This window comes from Bacteroides faecis, assembly GCF_020091505.1.
Lineage (GTDB): Bacteria > Bacteroidota > Bacteroidia > Bacteroidales > Bacteroidaceae > Bacteroides > Bacteroides faecis.
Window position 1 is genome coordinate 1,859,255 of the sequence record NZ_CP081916.1, and the last position, 19,990, is coordinate 1,879,244.

Genomic DNA, 19,990 nt, shown 5'->3' on the forward strand with positions numbered 1-19,990 from the left:
TATATATATGAAAGTAATGAAATATTTCGTTTTCGCGTCATTGCTTTGTCTTTGTGCATGTAGCGATGATAACGATAACAAAAATAATGAGATACCCCAAGACCTGGTGGAATTGAAAGTTGACGCCAGTGAAATCAGTATTGCACAGGGGGATACCAGAACTGTAAAAATAACGTCAGGTAATGGCGAATATGTGGTAACTTCGGCAAACGAAGAAGTGGTAACGGCGGAAGTGGATGGCGATCTGGTGACACTGACAGCTGTAGAAGGGCAAAATAATGCTCAGGGAGTAGTGTATGTGAGAGATAAATACTACCAACGTGCTAAAATTTTGGTTAATACGGCAGCAGAGTTCGAATTGAAACTGAATAAGACATTATTTACACTTTATTCGCAAGTGGAAGGCGCAGATGAGGCTATAGTCAAAATCTATACAGGAAATGGAGGTTATTCATTGGAAGTGGTCGACGAAAATAATTGTATTGAGGTCGATCAGTCTACACTTGAAGATTCGGAATCATTTATAGTGAAAGGTATCGCACAGGGAAATGCAGAAGTTAAGATAACGGATCGGAAAGGAAAAGAAGCTTTTGTCAATCTGAATGTGATTGCTCCTAAGCAGATAACGACTGATGCTGATGAAAAGGGTGTGTTGATTAATGCTAATCAAGGTTCTCGGCAAGTGAAGATTCTTACAGGGAATGGAGAATATCAGATTCACGATGCTGGTGACTCGAAAATAATTCGTCTGGAAGTTTATGGTAATATCGTGACTGTTACCGGAAGAAAGGCAGGAGAAACTTCGTTTACTTTAATCGATGCCAAGAAACAGATATCCCAACCTATTCATGTAGTAATAGCGCCGGAAAAGCGTTGGTATATGAATTTAGGCAGAGATTATGCAGCTTGGACTCACTTTGGTGAGATGACCGGTGATGGATTAGAAAGCATCAAGGCTGCTACTAATGATTTCAAATTGAAAAAGATGACCTGGGAGTTGGTAACTCGTATTGATGGAACGAACTGGTTACAGACTTTCATAGGTAAGGAAGGCTATTTCATTCTTCGTGGTGGCGATTGGGAAAACAATAAGGGCAGACAGATGGAACTTGTCGGTATAAGTGATAAACTTAAACTTAGAACAGGACATGGAGCTTTCGAACTTGGAGCATGGACGCATATAGCCTTGGTTGTGGATTGTTCGAAAGGAAAAGATGACTATAATGAAAAGTACAAGCTTTATATTAATGGTAAACAACTTCAGTGGACTGATACTCATAAAACGGATATAGATTACTCTGAGATAGACCTTTGTGCAGGCAATGATGGTGAAAGAGTATCTATCGGAAAAGCTAGTGACAATAGACGTTTCCTTGATGGTGCTATACTCGAAGCACGTATATGGTATGTTTGTCGTACGGAAGAACAGTTAAAGGCTAACGCATGGAATCTTGAAGAAGTCAATCCGGAAGGATTATTGGCTCGCTGGGATTTCTCAGCCGGTGCACCGGTTGCTTATATTGAGGATGGCACTAATTCCGACCATGAATTATTAATGCATATCTCTAAGTACGATAGTTGGAATGCTACGGAATTCCCAATGAGCAGATTCGGGGAAGCTCCTATCGAAGTACCTTTTAAGTAATCTCTAAATTTGAAGAAAAATGAAAGCAATATTCAAACTGTTTATATTGAACCTCTTGGCTTTGGCATTACTTCCATCTTGTAGTGATGATGATCAGTCAAACTCAGAACAGAATGATCCGGTCAGTGGCAATATTTCTCCGGTAGGTTCATTTTCCGTAGAAGCTACCAATAACGAGAATGAACTTCTGGTGAAATGGACCAATCCCAGTAATCGCGACGTGGATATGGTAGAACTCTCTTACAGGGACGTGGAAACGAGCTTGTCTCGTGCTACCGACTTCTCACCGGGACATATCATCATACAGGTAGAACGTGATGTTACACAGGAATATCTGTTGAAAGTTCCTTATTTTGCTACTTACGAAGTTTCTGCCGTAGCTATCAGTAAAGCCGGCAAGCGATCGGTACCCGAAAGCCGTATTATGATGCCTTATCATGAAAAGGTGGATGAGCCGGAACTGAAACTGCCGGAGATGCTGGACCGTGCACATTCTTACATGACTTCTGTCATTGGATATTATTTCGGCAAGAGTTCCAGAAGCTGCTGGCGTGGTAATTATCCTTATGATGGAAAAGGTTATTGGGATGGTGATGCGTTAGTTTGGGGACAAGGTGGCGGTCTTTCGGCATTTGTCGCTATGCGTGATGCAACCAAAGAGAGCGAAGTGGAGAATCTTTACGGTGCAATGGATGATATGATGTTCAAAGGAATACAGTATTTCTGCCAGTTGGATCATGGAATTTTGGCTTATTCCTGCTACCCGGCTGCCGGTAACGAACGTTTTTACGATGATAATGTATGGATCGGGCTCGATATGGTCGACTGGTACATGGAAACGAAAGAGATGCGTTATCTGACACAGGCAAAGGTGGTGTGGCGCTACCTGATTGATCACGGTTGGGATGAGACCTGTGGAGGAGGCGTGCACTGGAAAGAGTTGAACGAACATACTACCAGCAAGCACTCTTGCTCTACCGGACCTACTGCTGTGATGGGCTGTAAGATGTATCAGGCAACTCAGGAACAGGAATATCTGGACTGGGCGATCAAATGTTACGACTATATGCTCGATGTATTGCAAGATAAGTCCGACCATTTATTTTATGACAATGTGCGTCCGAATAAGGATGATCCCAATTTGCCGGGTGACCTTGAAAAAAACAAGTATTCTTACAACTCCGGACAACCATTGCAGGCAGCCTGTCTCTTATATAAGATTACCGGCGAACAGAAATATCTGGATGAAGCGTATGCGATTGCTGAAAGCTGTCATAAGAAATGGTTTATGCCCTATCGTTCCAAAGAGCTGAACCTTACTTTCAATATTCTTGCTCCGGGACATGCCTGGTTCAATACGATCATGTGCCGCGGATTCTTTGAACTTTATTCTATAGACAATGACCGTAAATATATCGATGATATCGAAAAGTCAATGATTCATGCGTGGAGCAGTAGCTGTCATCAGGGCAACAACTTGCTGAATGACGATGATCTGAGAGGGGGGACTACCAAGACCAGTTGGGAAATACTCCATCAGGGAGCATTGGTTGAATTGTATGCCCGGTTAGCAGTATTGGAACGTGAAAACCGATAGTTGAATGATTCCCGTTCAGGGAAAATAAGAAAATAAAAAAGCCATCCCCGGAATAGACGAAGTAGGGATGGCTTTTTTGTAGTGTGCTTACTATTGTTCGGCAGACTATGTTCCGTGAGTTTTTGGAAAGGTTATTCCTTGACAGGCTCAGCCGGTTTGTCTTTGGATGCAGTGTCAGTAACGACTGTATCGTTGACAATAGCGGTCGGTGCACTCAGTTCTGTCTTAACAGGTTCCTCGCTCTTGGTTACAGTATCTTTTACTACTGTATCATTAACGATAGCTGTTGCATTAACTTCTGTCAGGGCTGTCGCAGCTTCTGCAGAGTTCTGAGCCTTAACAAGGAATGAACCACCACAAACAAACATAAACATTGCTACTACTAATACTAATTTTTTCATAATCGTTTGCTTTAATGATTATTAAACATATATTTTCAATTCTCTCTTATGTGTTAGGGAATCGGTTGTTACGTTATCTAACGGCTAATTAAAGGTCAAAGTGTGTGCCAAAGACTGATGTACGCTGTTAATGTATTGATTATAAGTGAGATATGTGGATTGTGTACATTGTCTATAGTGTGGAAACGTATGGGAAATGTGTGGAAAATGGGGCAGGGAGTGTGGAATATTTCTACAGTAATATACTTTGCTAAGTAACGATAAATAATGCGAGAATGGTTATGATACAATCAATAGCTATTCTATTTTTCTTTCGTATCACCTAGGTTGAACAATTGAATCACCTAGGTAATACATTCGTCACCTAGGTACTACGAAATAAAATAACTAATAAAAATGAAAGTTTCGGCAAATAGAATGCTTGTTTAGCGGTAACTTACCCTAAACGGCATGGAAATGAAATACCTGACTAAACAGTTGAAAACTATTCGATTTCATCCGGCCAAGGACAGGGCTTACCTGTGGCTTTGACAGTCGGACGCTGGGCATTTACTTTTCTCAAATAGGTTCCTAATTCTTTAGAAAGGTGTCTGACAATATCCGGATGTTGCGTGCTGAGGTCATGACTTTCGCCTATATCATCGGGAATATTGAATAGCTCTTTTTTGCCTGTGCCATAGTAATAGATCAATTTCCAGTCACCATTGCGTACGGCACAATTAAAGTTGATTCCCGGACCGTCGTTTCCCCAGTTGTTGGGCATGTTCCAAAAGAGGCTGCGCCCTTTGGAAGGATTTCCGGTTTGTTTCAGCAGAGGCAGGAAACTGATACCATCGATAGGCTGAACCGTTTGGTATTTTTTGATACCTGCCATTTCGAGGATAGTGGGATAAAAGTCTTCTATCAGCAGATAATCATTGCATTTGCTGTTAGGCGCTACGACACCGGGCCAGCTGACGATCATCGGCTCACGGATGCCACCTTCATAGGTGGAGCCCTTACCACTATTCAGTGGATGGTTTTGTGTATGGAGTTTGCCGTCACGCCAGTATGATTCGGCGGCAAGTCCTCCGTTGTCGCTCATAAAGATGATGATGGTGTTGTCAGCTTCTCCGCTTTTTTCCAGCCAGTCCATTAAATCACCCAGACTCTTATCCATACCTTCTATCAGCGTGGCATAAGCGGCTTCGTGATCGGTCATGCCTTTTTTCTTGTATTTGTCGTAGAAACGTTTGTCCTTGTCCAATGGGACATGGATGGCGTATTGAGACATATACAGGTAGAAGGGTTGGTTGTACTTCTTGGCTTTGTTCAATGCTTTGATGGCTTCTAAGGTTAATGCTTCGGTAACGAAGGTTTCCGTTCCCCAGTACTTCTCAAGTCCGGGAACGGCCATGAGCGATATCGGTTTTCCGTTTTTGTTGTGACCATAATTTTCTTCTCCCAGATAGCTGGCAAGTCCTCCGGCTGCGTGTCCGGCTATGTTTACTTCGAATCCCCAGTGGTGCGGGTCTTCTCCCGGAGTATCTATGGCGCCGAAATGTGCCTTTCCGCAATGAATCGTATGATAGCCGCTGTCTTTCAGCAGTTGTACGAAAGAAGTTCCTACGAATGTATTGTTGGTGCCAGGCACCTGACTTACTCCGTTATAGTTCCAGTCTGGTACTTCCAGCACTTTATCTTTACGGTCTGTTTTTATATTCTTTTGCAGTGTCCAGTTGGTTACTCGGTGACGTGCCGCGTTCGTTCCGGTGATGAGGCTGCATCGGGTGGGAGAACTGATACTGCTCGCATACGCTTGTGTAAACATCATGCCCTGTTTGGCAAGTCGTTCCATGTTGGGTGTTTCATACAGCTCATTGTAGTCTGTCTTTTGTGTCCAGAAGGGGAGCGAAGTGTCCTGCCATCCCATGTCATCTACCATAAAGAGGATGATGTTAGGACGTTTGTCCACCCGTTGTGTCTGAACGGACTTCTGTGCTTGCAGACTGGTACTAACCAGTGGTATGAGCGTGAGGGGGAAAAGTATTTTTTTGTTCATCGGTTGATTATTTAGTGTTATTTCTTTATTTCAATTCTACCGGTCTTTCTTATGGGTATACTCCGTAATTCCTGCTTTTTGCCGGAATCAGCCCATATTCTCAATGTGCCGGTACAATGGACGTCCAGTATCAATGTATCTGCACTACGTTCAAGTATCTGCACGGTAGCAGGCGACAGATATTTCTCTTGTATGCCGATAACTGCCCAGCCTTTGCGGATAGGACAAAGGTGGAACAGGCAATCTGTGAATCCGGATAGCTTTATTTTTCTTTCGGATGCGGTCAATACTTCTGCGCTTTGTTTTTCCCAGTTGAATGCGAGAATGCTATCGGAAGAAAAACGAGCGGATTCTTCGATATTTTCCCGTAAAAAGTAATCTTCCCGCTTGATGAAGCTTTCTACTTCTTGGTAAGAGGGGGAGGTGTTCAGATTGTAACAAATGACTGAGGTGGCTTCGTCCCCTGTAGGTGCAAATACCCGGTAGGCTTTGCCGCTTTGCAATGGATTGGTCAGTATGCATTCCGGAGTTGGAACGGCTGGGGCTGAGGGACGGAATATCTTTCCGGCTTCATCAATCAGGGGACGGATATTAGCTGCAATAAATTCAGTTGGTGAGTCTGATAGGTAAACAGGTCCACCGGAGATGGCCTTTGAACGTGCCATCAGACTACCGCAAATGGTATCACAAGAGTGAAACATGTCGTGGTCAGGCCAGACGGTTTGTCCCTGCATGAGTGTATTGGTATACGACTGGAACAGATGTGACTTTGCCATATTTTCGTCATATTTCTTGTAATCTATGCTGACACGCGTCACACTGCTGTACAGGGTGTGGTCCATGTTCAGAACATTCTGTGCCATGCAGTTCATTAGTCCCATTTGCAGGCGGTGTGTCTGGTGCTCCAAAGCAAGGTTGCAGTCTTTTGCCTGACGGATAACCTGTGTGCCACCCATGTAGAGTGGGAGAGTGAATGACTGATTGTCTATCTTTAGAAAATCAAATCCATATTCTTTCATCGTACGGATATGATATTCGTACCATGCTTCTATCTTGTCCGTGCTTGTGCCGGGCAGTAGGCTGCCATTGTAGGCATATAAGGTTTGCCGGATTTCCGGTGGAAAGTCATTATCGGCAGAGATTCCCAGCCAATAGCCGGAAAGACTGTACCATAAGCCTATCCATCGGATTTTGTCTGCTTGTTTGCGGTTCATGATACGCATCCATCCGTTAGGGAAACGTTTTTTATCGGGAACGAGACTGGTCAGTTGGCGGTTCTTATTCGCAATGTGACCATCGTCAATTAATATGTAACGTACAGGTATGCCCGATGATTCAATGGCGTCGATATCATTGAGTATTTTTGTTTCATCGATATCAAAATGATAATGTTCCCAAGTACACCACCCCAAATAGTTAAAAGCATCGAAATACTGTTTGTCGGTTCTTTTACGGAGAGTGGGCACTGCTGCATTATCTGCCGTTAACGAATGGTAGGCATCGCTGAATACATGATATACAGATGAAGATTTCCGGATAAGAAGGAGAGGGAGTTGTCCGTTTAGTGCGTCTTCTCCCAACGTGGAGATATACAGCGTGATTGTCCCGTCCTGATTAACTTGAAACCAGCTGAGGCTGTTGTCGCCAGCAATGGCCTTGGCGAATAAGTACTCTCCATCAGAGAGTTCAAAGAGTAGTGCATCACCCGATACGGACGGTAGAGCATTGGAAGGGATACCTTCATAATCGCTTCGTGTAAGGTCTTCCAGGCGGCTGAATACCCAAGGAAGTAACCGGTTCGTGTTATTCGGCCATTGATAGTCGTCGGGACGGGAATCACGACTGAAGAATATTCCACGAACATACAAAGGAAGTGCAACTTTATACGAAAGTGTACCCTGATGTTCCGGTACTTGCTGTTCGTATATTATGGGGGTAGATGGAGTATAGGTATTCAGGTCGATATTTTTTTCCATCCGGTAAGCTGCAACATCTTTGTATGTTTTTCCTTTATGGTAGGTAAACGGGTTCTGGGCAGACAGCGATGCTGTAGCAAAGATGCCCGTCAATGTCCATAAACAGATGTGGATAAATCTTCTCATGCCTCTTGTCTATTTTACAGAATATGCGCTGAAATTAATAATATCCGGCAATGCGATCGATTCGGTTACAGTCAGTTTTAATGCAGTGGCTTCTACCGGTTCAAACTTTTCGATCCGTTTGTGTCCTACCGATTCTCCTGTGCAGACGGTTTGCCATTTTCCGTCCACTTTGGCTTCTATTTGATATTGTCGGATGCGTTCTCCGTTTTTAATGTTTTCCTGGATAATACAATAATTGACCGGTTGCTTCTTTTCAAATTTCAGTGTCAGGCTTTTCTTTTGTCCCGAAATGCGGGCTATCGGAGAGGAAAATCGACGATTGATTTCGTCTCCCATTTCTTTCAGGCGCTGTACATCTCCGACAGGGATTAACCCGGTCGGGTCAGGAGTTAATCCGAGAATGAGGGTAGCGTTTCTTCCTACTGACTTTTCATATTTGTTCATCAGAGTGTTTAGCGGATAGATATTATTTTCGTCATCCGGTTCCCAAAACCATTCATGGCGACCGTTTGCTCCTCGTAGCGGAGTGTCTGCCATTGCAGGTACCCAGTATTTGCCGTTCTTGTCACCGTGCTTTAAGAGTTCGATCTGATCGATGTTACTTTCAATGCGTTTATGATGTGAACAGGGAACGGGAAAGGTAGACCAGCAAGGATATTCTACTGTACCTGTTTCCGAACCTCCCCATCGGAAGTCGGCACGGTCGATGTTATGATAGAAAAGACAGTTGGGCTGATACTTATTAACAATCGGTTCTACGTCCGGACCGTCGCCACGTGGATCATCGGCTCCGCCGTCAAACCATATCATATATAAATCTCCGTAGCGGGTACAGAGTTCTGTAACCATCTTCTCGCACAGACGCTTGTACCATGACTGGCGGTTGCGGGCGAATTCTCCTTCTCCTTCGGCTTTGAAGTTATGAATACCTAGCAGTGAGTTCCAGCGGATGCCGATGTAGATGCCCGGTTGCAGCCCGTATTTGCGACAGGAATTTACGAAGTCGCGGACAATATCTCCTTTTCCGTCTCTCCATTTCACAGCTTTCAGGCAATAAGGGTTGACATCGCTTTGCCAGAGTCCGAAACCTGTCTCGTGGGTGGCTGTCAGTACGGCAAATTTACATCCGGCAGCTTTGGCGGCCTGTACCCATTGGTCGGTGTTCAGTTCTGTCGGGTTGAAGATATTATAATCTTCGATAGGATTGATACGGTTGTTGCCTTGCCCGTAGCGGATGCCGTCGAACACATGCAGGTCATAATGGAAGACAGCACCCATTTCAGCTTCATGCCATTTGAGTTGATGAGGCTTGGGGGTGGGTATGTCCTGCTGTTGGGCGAAGCTGTAAGCTGAGCATAAGATAAAGAGGGAGAGATAGCAAAGTTTTTTCATGGTGTTTCTTTAGTTATGGTTTCAGATAATGGGCAAATGAATCATTGGTATGGAGTAGCCATGCCTTGAGTTGTTTGTTGAATTGCCGGACCAGATGGGGGGATTGTCCGGCAATATTATCCATTTGATATGGGTCTTTGGTTCGGTCGAAAAGAACTGTTTCGTCTATTTTTCCATTGGTTGCGTGAACTGCGAATGTGTGGGTTGCCGTACGTAGGCCGCGATATCCGGTAGCGTGATTGTCAAACTGTACATAATAATAAGGTTGCACAACCTCTTTTTTACTCTTTCCCAGAATCTGACGGGATAAGTCGAAAGTTTGTACGGTTTCGGGTATTTCCTTTCGAAATCCCATCAAGGATAAGAGAGAAGGATACAAGTCGGCAAAAGCAATCATTAAACGGTCGTCTTTGCGCGGCTTTATCTTTGCCGGCCAAGAGATAATCATGGGGATACGCATGGATTCTTCGTAAAAGATATCCTTTCCGGCAGCATTGTGAGCTCCCATGCAGATACCATGATCGGACGTAAATACAACGATGGTATTCTCAAAAAGTCCATTGCTTTTGAGCGTTTCGATGATACGTCCTACGTTCTCGTCTACTCCTGTGATACAGGCGTAATAGTTGCGTATATTATTTCTGAAATAGTTTCCCATTTCGGTACCTTTGGCGGGTATGTCCGGTCGATTGGCACAGAGAGCTTCCACATCCATATCCTTATATAAGGCTTTGTATCTGTCAGGAACCAGTTCGTAACCGGTATGTGGAGGGTTCATTGAAACGACCAATGCGAAAGGCTGTTTACTCTCTTTTTGTGCCTGAATGTATTCGATGGCTCTGTCTGCTTCATAAGCAGGTCCCCATTGGTTGACATAATAGAAACTGTCACGTGGGGCAGTGGCGTTCCAGTACATTGGTTTCAGATGATAATCGTAGGTTCCGTATGCTATCCAGTGTTCGAATCCATGACGGCGTTCGGGAGGACACCATTCGTTCCATGCTACTTTACCATGATTGTTGTAGGTATCTACATAGGGTTTATAAGGAGAATCCAGATGCCATTTTCCTATATATCCTGTACGGTAGTCCATGTCTTTTAGTACATCACTCCAGCAGCGTGCCTCCTGCGGAAGTTCTACTCCGTAAGGTGCTGTTTGTGAGTTACAGTTTCCTACCACTTTGTTATGGAGAGGATACATGCCTGTCATCAGCATGGCCCGGGCAGGCGATGAAACAGGATAACTGCTGACAGCATTGGTGAATAGCACTCCTTCGGAAGCCAGATTATCCAGGCAAGGGGTCTTTACAGGTTCTCTGCCCAGGCAGCCTAGTGCGTCACCCCGATATTGGTCTGCCATGATGAAGACAAGATTCGGAGGTGTCTGGGCGGCAAGCGGAAGAATCGGAACGACGAATGTAGCTCCGATCAACCATTTATGATAATATTTAGTCTTTGGTATGTGCATTATCATAAAAATAGTTTTTTTGTGTCTGACAAGTTAAGATCAACTAAGGTCATCGTATGTATTATTTAAAGGTGTACATGAAATTGTTATACGGTTGCAAATGTATGCAAACAATGTGGTTCCGAGTATACCTGTTTCTTTCATTCAACATACATGTTTAATTCAGAAGTCCATTTCTTCATTCTATTTTTTGTATGTTTTGACTTAATTTCGTTTATTTGCTATAAATTGATTAATAGAATGAAGCACTTAAATCTAATTCTGACACTTCTGATTCTGATCTGTTATCCGCTGCATCCTGCTTATGCTTTTTTTGATAAAGATATTCAATTGCTGACGATGAGGGATGGATTGGCAGATAACACGATTCCTTGCATATATAAGGATGAAGACGGATTTATGTGGTTTGGTACGGATAACGGATTAAGCCGTTATGATGGAAAAACGATTCAGAACTTTAAGCCTGCTGAGGCTTATGTCTCAGTTTCCGGTATTGTGAGGTTGTCAGATGATCTTTTAGGTGTCGTATCTGATGGATTTCTTTATTACTTCAACCGAAAGCTGGAAACTTTTCTTCCGAAATGCGTTGATTCTGCTATTTCGACAGGTGTTACTCATGTCTTAGTTGCTGATGATTCTTCCTATTGGGGAATATCAGGAAGCAGGCTGATACTTTATCAATGGGAGATAGAACAAGGTGAGGAAGAGGGAGAATATGCTGTTCGGGTAAACATACAAAAGGAGTTTCAGTTATTAGAGGAAAAAACGGAGCTCTTTTCTTCTATCTGTTATCGTGAAGAAGATAAGAACGGGATATGGCTGACTACTAATCGGGGGAATCTGATTCTGTTTCATCCGGATACTCCGGAATCGTATCAAAAGATATCGTTGGCAGACGGAAAACCGTTACAAGTTACTTCCATTTTAAATAAAGACGGTATCGTCTGGATTTCAACCATTGCCAAAGGTATTGTACGCTATCATACGAAGTCGGGACATATTGACCGAATTTCGTTTGGTGGAACAGGAAAGGAGAATCTCCTTTCCCATACAGATGTTTATCAGATTGTATTTGTTGGTAACAATCGATATCTGGCAGTGACATGGGGTGGCTATACACTATTGATGCCGGATGAAAAGCAGCCGGAAGAATTGACATCAGAGATTTATAGCAATACACATACGCAGATTTACCGGAATCTGGAAACGCGTATGATTTCTGCTTATTATGATCCGAATGGCCTTCTTTGGATTGGAACTAATGGGGGAGGGGTGATGTATTCGGATTTGAGGTCACAGTTCTATGACCGTTATTATCAGGACAGACATAACGAAATATGCAGTATCCTTCTGGATGATAATCATCGAGTGTGGTTAGCGACCTATCATAAAGGAATCATGCGAAGTGACATGCCATACGTACAAGGGAAAAAACTTAGTTTTTCTAAAGTAGATACAGGAAGTGGAAAATCCGAAGAAACGATGTTATGTGCTCTGGAAGACGCAGACGGAAATCTGTGGTTTGGCAATATAGACGGCACTTTGACTGTCTGCCACATCCGGACCGGTCGTTTTGTTGTTCATTCATTGTTGGTGGATGGTGTTGCCAACAGGGCTTCGGTATGGGCTTTATATATGGATAATAAGAACAGGCTCTACGTAGGTACGGGCGATGGGCTGCTGTTGTATAATCATCAGGAGAGTACATGCGTCAAGTTATCTGCTGAACGGTATTTGAATGAGAAAAGACAACCCTTTATCCGTGCGATTGTTCAGACCAAGGATGGGACAATATGGCTGGGGACAAGTAATATGGGAGTTTGCAGATTGGTTGAATCTGCTTCCGGAGATATATCCGTAGAAAACGGATATGAGGGAAGAATGAATATGGAATATCGTTCGGTACGCTCATTACTGGCATCTTCGGATGGAAATTTATATATAGGTTATACGGATGGCTTTGCTGTCCTGTCTCCCCGAGAGAATTCAATCAGCGCGCATTATACAACGAATAACGGATTGTGCAGTAACTTTATCGGCTGTATGGCAGAAGACAACGAGGGGCATGTCTGGCTGGGAAGTAACTCCGGCATATCGCGTTATGGCCGTCGCCAGCATCTTTTCTATAACTACTACATAGCGGGTAGTAACCGTTCTGCTATATTCAGTGATAAGACTTTATTCTTCGGGAATAATCAGAGCCTGACTTATTTCAATCCGGAGGAAATAAATGCTTATCCAACGAATGAGCGTGTATTGATAACTGGTTTGGAAGTTGATAACCGTCCTGTTGGGATAGGGGAAAAGGTAAATAATCAGATTATACTCAATCAAATAATCTCTTCTGCAGAGCGGATTGTACTGGATAATGATAATAGGGACTTCTCCTTGAGTTTCAATAACTTGTCCTATTCGGATGAACGACAGAAATATAACTACCGGCTTTTACCTTATCAGGGGAATTGGCTGATCTCTGATGAGGGAGAGAGAGCTTCGTATACCAATCTCCCTGCCGGAGATTATGTGTTTGAAGTGAGGAATATTTATCCGAATGGTGAGACTGGGGAGGTAACTTCATTGAAGATTGTTATTCTCCCTCATTGGAGCCAGACTTTTGTTTTTCGGCTTTTCGTCTCTCTGTTATTGTTGGGAGGAGTAGCTTATGGAATGCGGTTGATAAAACTTCGCCAAAAACGAATGGAACACGAAATGCAGATGAAGCATGAACTGCTGACGGTCAGCCTGGAGCGTGAGAAAGAACATCAGATACGTGTGGAACGTGAGAACTTTTTTACGGGAGTTGCCCATGAACTGCGTACACCGCTGACTCTGATTCTTGCTCCGGTGCAGGAACTGATGAAACGGTATAGTCCGTCGGAGGACTTTTATAAGAAATTGCAACTCATATATAAGAATGCGACTTCACTGCATACTTTAGTCGATCAGTTGCTTTATATACAAAAGATAGAGGCTGGAATGGTCAGGCTTCAATTGTCAGAGACTGATTTGGTGCAGTTGGTTCGTAATGTGTCGGAACCGTTCCGGCAGATGTCCGAAATCAGACAACTGCACTTTGATGTTGATTTACCCGATGAGAGGCTTTTGTATTGGGTAGATGAGGGAAAGATTACTTCGGCTGTGCAGAATCTTCTTTCTAATGCCTTTAAGTATACGCCTCCGGGAGGACATGTTCTGCTCTCCGTATCTCCTGCCATGAGAAACGGTCAAGGCTATTGCCGGATAACGGTTTCGGATACGGGTGCGGGGATTCCGGAAGAGTTGCAGAAACATATTTTTGAATCGTTCATAACAGGCGATAATAGACCGGAAATGTCAACAAAGGCAGGAGTGGGACTACATATTGTGAAGACTACGATGGACTTGCATCATGGATTGGTTACTTTAAAGAGCGTGCCTGATGAAGGGAGTACCTTTGCCCTTTATATTCCCGAAGGAAAAGCGCATTTTGCAAAAGATACTTATGAGCTTGTAGACGCTCAGCAGGAAAAAATAAAGGATGAGGATTTGGAACCAGAGTCGTTTTCTCCGGCGTCGGAAAATAATGTGCAGGAGGCGGGAGTTAAAAAGAGTCTGCTGATAATAGAAGATAATGAAGATGTCCGTGAATATATCCGGAGCTTATTTGCTTCCAGATATACTGTCTATGAAGCCGGGGATGGGGAGGAAGGAGTGCGGGTGGCAAAAGAACAGTTGCCCGACCTTATAATCTCGGATGTGATGATGCCCGTAAAAGACGGTTTTACTTGCTGTCGGGAAATTCGTAGGCAGCAGGAGACTGCTCCTATTCCTATTCTGATGTTGACCGCTAAAGCGGAGGATATTGATATCATGCAGGGCTGCAATAGCGGAGCGGATGATTATATGATGAAACCGTTTAATCCGGAGGTATTAAAAACAAAAGTGGATAACTTGATTTTGCAGCGTGAGCGATTGAAACGGATTTATACAAAAGCTCTGATGCTGAAACGGAAGTCAGAAGAAGGAGAGAAAGAAGATGCCTTTTTGCAGCGGCTTATCTCTATAATAGAAGCCAATCTTTCTAATGTAGACTTTAATGTAAAGATGTTGGCGGAGCAATTGAACATGAGTCAGCCAACCTTATACCGGAAGGTGAAACAGCGCAGTGAATTGTCGGTTATTGATATGATCCGCAGTATACGTATAAGCAAGGCGGCAACATTAATTCTGGAGAACCACTATTCAATTCAGGAAATCTCGGAAATGGTTGGGTATTCCGACACCCGTACTTTGCGTAAGCACTTTATGGAACAGTTTGGCGTATCCCCCTCTAAATATATAAATAGCGCTGATTTATATTCTATAGGTTGATATTATATAGTTTCAGTTTATTATATAATGTCTTCCGGTCGATATTGAGCAATTGTGCTGCCTTACTTTTATTATTTCCGGTCTGGCGCAATGCTTCCAGAATGTGTTCTTTCTCCGTCTCTTCATTGCGTAGCGCCATACTTGCCGGACAAGCAGTAGTCGTCTCCAGCAATTCGGTTCCTAATTCAAGAAGAGTGATGAAACTGCCTTGTGCCAGTAAAGTAGCTCTTTTAACGATATTCTTCATCTGGCGTAAGTTGCCCGGCCAGTGATAGTTGAGCAAAGCTTGTGATGCTTTCGAGTCGAAACCGATCAGGTGTTTGTCAAGCTCCTTGTTTGCCTGGTCGAGGAAGAAATTGGCAAACAGCAGTATGTCTTCTTTTCGTTCTTTCAGGTCGGGCATCCGCAGGGTAAATTCGTTGATACGGTGGAAAAGGTCTTCACGGAAAGTTCCCTTTTCGATGGCCTGTTCCAGATTCTCGTTGGTAGCAGAAACCAGACGGATATCAACCGCTACTTCCTGTGTGGAACCGACCGGACGGATCTTTCTCTCTTGCAGGGCACGGAGAAGTTGTATCTGCACCTCATAGCCGAGATTGCCTATCTCATCCAAAAAGATAGTACCGCCATTGGCTGCAACAAACGCTCCTGTTTTGTCAGTCAGTGCTCCTGTAAAAGAGCCTTTCACGTGACCGAAGAATTCGGATGCGGCTAATTCTTTGGGAATCGAACCGCAATCTACCGCGATAAACGGTTTATCGTTTCGTTTACTCAGTTGATGGATACGGTGTGCCACATACTCTTTTCCCGTTCCGCTGGAGCCGTTGATCAGTACGGACATATTAGTTGGAGCGACCAGACCTACATAATTATAGAGTTGCTTGGCGGCATCACTTTCTCCTTCCAGATAAGCATGATGAGTCTCGGCATTATTGGAGGATACGGCAGAAGTACTTTTTTTTGCAGGGGCTTTGGCAGTGTTATGAACGGCTGAGGTTTCTTTCGCTTGCAAAGCTTCCGACATTTTTTTCAGCAATTCTTCCGGGTTCACCGGTTTGGCAACGTAGTCACGTGCTCCCAGTTTCATAGCCTGCACTGCCGATTGGATATCGGCATAGCCGGTCATAATAATCAAAGGTATATCGATTCCCTTTTCGTTCATCCACTTCAGAAGATCGATACCATCGTGATCGGGTAAACGCAAATCGGACAGGATCAAGTCTGCTCCTTGTCCTTCAATGTGCTTCTGGGCACGGGCAATGTTACTCACTGACGATACTTCAAACCCTTTTTTTCCTAGCCAGGTTTTCAGCATCATTCCGAAAGTGATATCGTCTTCAATAATTAATATGGATTTCATCATACTCTCTTTTGCCTCTTTTTAATGCTGCAAAGGTAAGAGGATTTGGGCGAAAGTAGTATATTTGCAAACTTAAATTAAATAAAAGTGTTATGAAAAAGATTGCATACTTACTATTAACCATATCGTTTTGCGGACTTACAGCCTGCAAAACCGGAACAAAAAAAGGAGGAAATATGGACAACGAAACGTTGGTTAAGATTGAAACAACCTTGGGAGACATCAAGGTTAAGTTGTATAACGAGACGCCTAAACATCGTGATAATTTCATTAAACTGGCGGAAGAGGGTGTTTATGAAGGAACGCTGTTCCATCGTGTTATCAAAGATTTCATGATTCAGGCAGGTGATCCGGATTCAAAGAATGCACCGAAAGGAAAGATGCTGGGAGCAGGAGATGTGGGTTACACACTTCCGGCTGAGTTTGTATATCCGAAGTATTTTCACAAAAAAGGTGCTTTGTCGGCTGCCCGTCAGGGAGACAATGTGAATCCGAAGAAGGAATCTTCCGGTTGCCAGTTCTATATTGTAACAGGTAAAGTCTACAATGATTCCACTTTGCTGGGCATGGAAAGCCAGATGAATGAAAATAAGATCAATGTTATTTTCAATACATTGGCTCAGAAGCATATGAAGGAAATCTATAAGATGCGGAAAGAGAACGATGAAAACGGTCTCTATGAATTGCAGGAAAAACTTTTTGCGCAGGCTCAGGAAGAAGCTGCCAAGCAACCGGAATTTCATTTCACACCGGAGCAGGTCGAGGCTTACACGACAGTAGGAGGTACTCCGCATTTGGACGGCGAATATACGGTCTTCGGCGAAGTGGTAGAAGGGATGGATATTGTGGATAAAATCCAGCAGGTGAAAACCGACCGTAGCGACCGCCCCGAAGAAGACGTGAAAATAGTAAAAGTAGAAGTACTAGATTAAGTAGAATGAAGATTAACAGGCATATTCTGGATAATGGGTTGCGTTTGGTACACTCGCAGGACGAAAGTACACAGATGGTAGCTCTTAATATATTATATAATGTGGGAGCACGCGACGAACATCCCGAACATACCGGCTTCGCCCATTTGTTCGAACACTTGATGTTCGGAGGTTCGGTGAATATCCCCGATTATGATATGCCGCTGCAACTGGCAGGCGGTGAGAATAATGCCTGGACCAATAATGACATCACCAATTACTACCTCACTGTACCCCGGCAAAATGTAGAAACCGGTTTTTGGCTGGAATCTGACCGTATGCTGAGCCTCGATTTCAGTGGGCGGAGTCTGGAAGTACAGCGTGGAGTAGTAATGGAAGAATTCAAGCAACGTTGCTTGAATCAGCCTTATGGAGATGTTGGTCATCTTTTGCGCCCTTTGGCATACCGGACACATACTTATCAGTGGCCTACCATTGGGAAAGATTTGTCGCATATAGCCAATGCGACACTGGAAGAAGTGAAAGCATTCTTCTTCCGTTTCTATGCCCCGAACAATGCAATCTTGGCTGTAACGGGGAATATTGCTTTTGAAGAAGCAGTCGCATTGACGGAGAAATGGTTTGGGCCTATCCCTCGCAGGGAGGTTCCTCAACGGAATCTTCCGCAGGAACCGGAGCAGACGGAAGAAAGGCGGTTGACGGTAGAGCGAAACGTACCCCTTGATTCTTTATTCATGGCGTATCATATGTGCAGCCATGATCATCCGGATTATTATGCTTTTGATATATTGTCGGATTTGTTGAGTAACGGTCGTTCCAGTCGTTTGAATCAGCATCTGGTGCAACAAAAGCAACTGTTTTCAAGTATTGACGCTTATATCTCCGGTAGTGTGGATGCCGGATTATTCCATATCTCCGGCAAACCTTCGGCAGGTGTATCGCTGGAACAGGCGGAAGCGGCTGTGCGTGAAGAACTGGAGCGTTTGCAACAAGAACCTGTAGACGAACAGGAACTGGAAAAAGTAAAGAATAAATTCGAATCGACACAGATATTCGGCAATATCAATTATTTGAATGTCGCTACCAATCTGGCATGGTTCGAACTGTTAGGCAGAGCGGAAGACATGGAAAAGGAAGTGGACCGTTATCGCGCTGTTACTGCCGGACAGTTGCAAAGAGTTGCCCAGTCTGCTTTCCGGAAAGAGAATGGAGTGATACTTTATTATAAAAAACAAGTGTCCTGATTCTCTCCTTTGGAGTGGGACATTTAATAGAGGCAACATCGGGATGCAAAGTTGCCGGGATATGCGATTAACTACGGAAAAATAAATGAGAAATATCTATAGTATATATAAGGAACATTACAAGGCACTGCTCTCTCTCGGATTGCCCATTGTAATCGGGCAAATAGGAGTTATCGTGCTTGGTTTTGCCGATACGTTGATGATTGGACACCATAGTACGATAGAACTGGGTGCTGCCTCCTTCGTTAATAATGTATTCAATCTGGTGATTATTTTCAGCACAGGTTTCTCGTATGGGCTGACTCCTATTGTAGGAGGCTTGTATGGAACTCATCAGTATGCTCCGGCAGGACAGGCATTGCGCAACAGTTTGCTGGCAAATTTATTGGTAGCACTCTTACTCACAATTGCTATGACTGTCCTTTACTTCAATGTGGAGAATCTGGGGCAGCCGGAGGAACTTATTCCTCTGATTAAACCTTATTATCTGGTTCTGCTGGCTTCACTTGTCTTTGTGATGCTTTTCAATGGCTTCAAGCAGTTTACGGATGGAATTACGGACACTAAAACTGCCATGTGGATATTGCTCGGTGGAAACGTGCTGAATATCATTGGTAATTATATCCTGATATACGGAAAGCTGGGCTTGCCGGAAATGGGTTTGCTAGGTGCCGGTATCAGTACGCTGTTCTCGCGTATCGTGATGGTGATCGTGTTTGTTATTATCTTTATGCGGAGTCCGCGTTTTCTTCGTTTTAAACTCGGCTTTTATCGTTTGGGATGGTCTAAAGCTATCTTCGGACGTTTAAATTCTCTGGGCTGGCCGATTGCTTTTCAGATGGGGATGGAGACAGCTTCGTTCAGTTTGAGTGCGGTGATGATTGGCTGGTTGGGCACGATTGCACTGGCTTCTCATCAGGTCATGCTGGCCATTTCTCAGTTTACTTTCATGATGTATTATGGGATGGGAGCTGCTGTAGCTGTCCGTGTGAGTAACTTTAACGGGCAGGGCGATATACTCAATGTACGTCGTTCGGCTTATGCCGGTTTTCATCTGATGATGGCGTTGGGTGTTGTGCTTTCTTCTATTGTATTCCTTTGCCGCAATTATTTGGGAGGCTGGTTTACCGACAGCACCGAGGTGGCGGCTATGGTGACTTCACTGATTTTCCCATTCCTGGTATATCAGTTTGGCGATGGATTGCAGATTACCTTTGCCAATGCTTTGCGTGGAATCTCAGATGTGAAATTAATGATGCTGATTGCCTTCATTGCTTATTTCCTCATTTCGCTTCCGGTCGGTTACTTTTGCGGATTTGTGCTGGAATGGGGGATAATAGGTGTCTGGATGGCATTTCCTTTTGGGTTGACCAGTGCCGGTCTGATGTTATGGTGGCGTTTCCATCAGAAGACGAAACTTCCGTCCCCGATTCAAAATAAATAATTCAAAATCTTTAT

General features: G+C 43.8%; 12 protein-coding genes. 6 read left to right on the forward strand and 6 right to left on the reverse strand.

The features are described 5' to 3' along the window. The first annotated feature begins 16 nt into the window (after positions 1–16). Both K6V30_RS07450 and K6V30_RS07455 read left to right on the forward strand, forming a co-directional pair. Positions 17–1,645 (forward strand): LamG-like jellyroll fold domain-containing protein, encoded by a 1,629-nt coding sequence (locus K6V30_RS07450; RefSeq protein ID WP_309569355.1) that lies wholly within the window; start codon positions 17–19, stop codon positions 1,643–1,645. Positions 1,646–1,664: 19 nt separating this feature from the next. Further along, a complete protein-coding gene (locus tag K6V30_RS07455; RefSeq protein WP_010536435.1) occupies positions 1,665–3,242 on the forward strand; it encodes a glycoside hydrolase family 76 protein in 1,578 nt (525 codons plus the stop codon). Positions 3,243–3,373: 131 nt separating this feature from the next. Here the strand turns inward: K6V30_RS07455 and K6V30_RS07460 are convergent, their stop codons facing one another. From K6V30_RS07460 to K6V30_RS07480, 5 genes are all read right to left on the reverse strand, one after another. Continuing rightward, positions 3,374–3,643, reverse strand: a complete 270-nt coding sequence (locus K6V30_RS07460) for a hypothetical protein (RefSeq protein ID WP_010536436.1) — start codon at positions 3,641–3,643, stop codon at positions 3,374–3,376. A 484-nt stretch (positions 3,644–4,127) separates the two neighbouring features. Next, complete coding sequence (locus K6V30_RS07465; protein ID WP_010536437.1) at positions 4,128–5,684, reverse strand: sulfatase; 1,557 nt, start codon at positions 5,682–5,684, stop codon at positions 4,128–4,130. A gap of 17 nt (positions 5,685–5,701) precedes the next feature. Then, a complete protein-coding gene (locus tag K6V30_RS07470) occupies positions 5,702–7,786 on the reverse strand; it encodes a Sip1-related alpha-galactosidase (RefSeq protein WP_010536438.1) in 2,085 nt (694 codons plus the stop codon). Positions 7,787–7,795: 9 nt separating this feature from the next. Continuing rightward, positions 7,796–9,178 carry an alpha-L-fucosidase gene (locus tag K6V30_RS07475; protein ID WP_055270979.1) on the reverse strand — a complete coding sequence of 461 codons (1,383 nt, stop codon included), beginning with the start codon at positions 9,176–9,178 and terminating at the stop codon, positions 7,796–7,798. 13 nt (positions 9,179–9,191) lie between these two features. Then, the gene (locus K6V30_RS07480; protein ID WP_022301025.1) at positions 9,192–10,652 is read right to left on the reverse strand and encodes a sulfatase family protein; all 1,461 of its coding nucleotides are present in this window, start codon (positions 10,650–10,652) and stop codon (positions 9,192–9,194) included. Between the two features lie 234 nt (positions 10,653–10,886). Between K6V30_RS07480 and K6V30_RS07485 the strand changes: the two genes are divergently transcribed. Beyond that, a complete protein-coding gene (locus tag K6V30_RS07485) occupies positions 10,887–14,996 on the forward strand; it encodes a hybrid sensor histidine kinase/response regulator transcription factor (RefSeq protein WP_010536441.1) in 4,110 nt (1,369 codons plus the stop codon). Here K6V30_RS07485 and K6V30_RS07490 read toward each other — a convergent pair. Next, positions 14,986–16,359: a sigma-54-dependent transcriptional regulator gene (locus K6V30_RS07490; RefSeq protein ID WP_010536442.1), complete on the reverse strand. Its 1,374-nt coding sequence runs from the start codon at positions 16,357–16,359 to the stop codon at positions 14,986–14,988. The two genes, K6V30_RS07485 and K6V30_RS07490, sit on opposite strands and share 11 nt — an antisense overlap. A gap of 89 nt (positions 16,360–16,448) precedes the next feature. Here K6V30_RS07490 and K6V30_RS07495 point away from each other — a divergent pair, with 89 nt between their 5' ends. From K6V30_RS07495 to K6V30_RS07505, 3 genes are all read left to right on the forward strand, one after another. Next, positions 16,449–17,288, forward strand: a complete 840-nt coding sequence (locus K6V30_RS07495; protein WP_010536443.1) for a peptidylprolyl isomerase — start codon at positions 16,449–16,451, stop codon at positions 17,286–17,288. 5 nt (positions 17,289–17,293) lie between these two features. Next, positions 17,294–18,532, forward strand: coding sequence for a M16 family metallopeptidase (locus tag K6V30_RS07500; protein WP_055270975.1), 1,239 nt, complete (start codon positions 17,294–17,296; stop codon positions 18,530–18,532). 85 nt (positions 18,533–18,617) lie between these two features. Continuing rightward, a complete protein-coding gene (locus K6V30_RS07505) occupies positions 18,618–19,976 on the forward strand; it encodes an MATE family efflux transporter (RefSeq protein WP_055270973.1) in 1,359 nt (452 codons plus the stop codon). Positions 19,977–19,990: the final 14 nt, after the last annotated feature.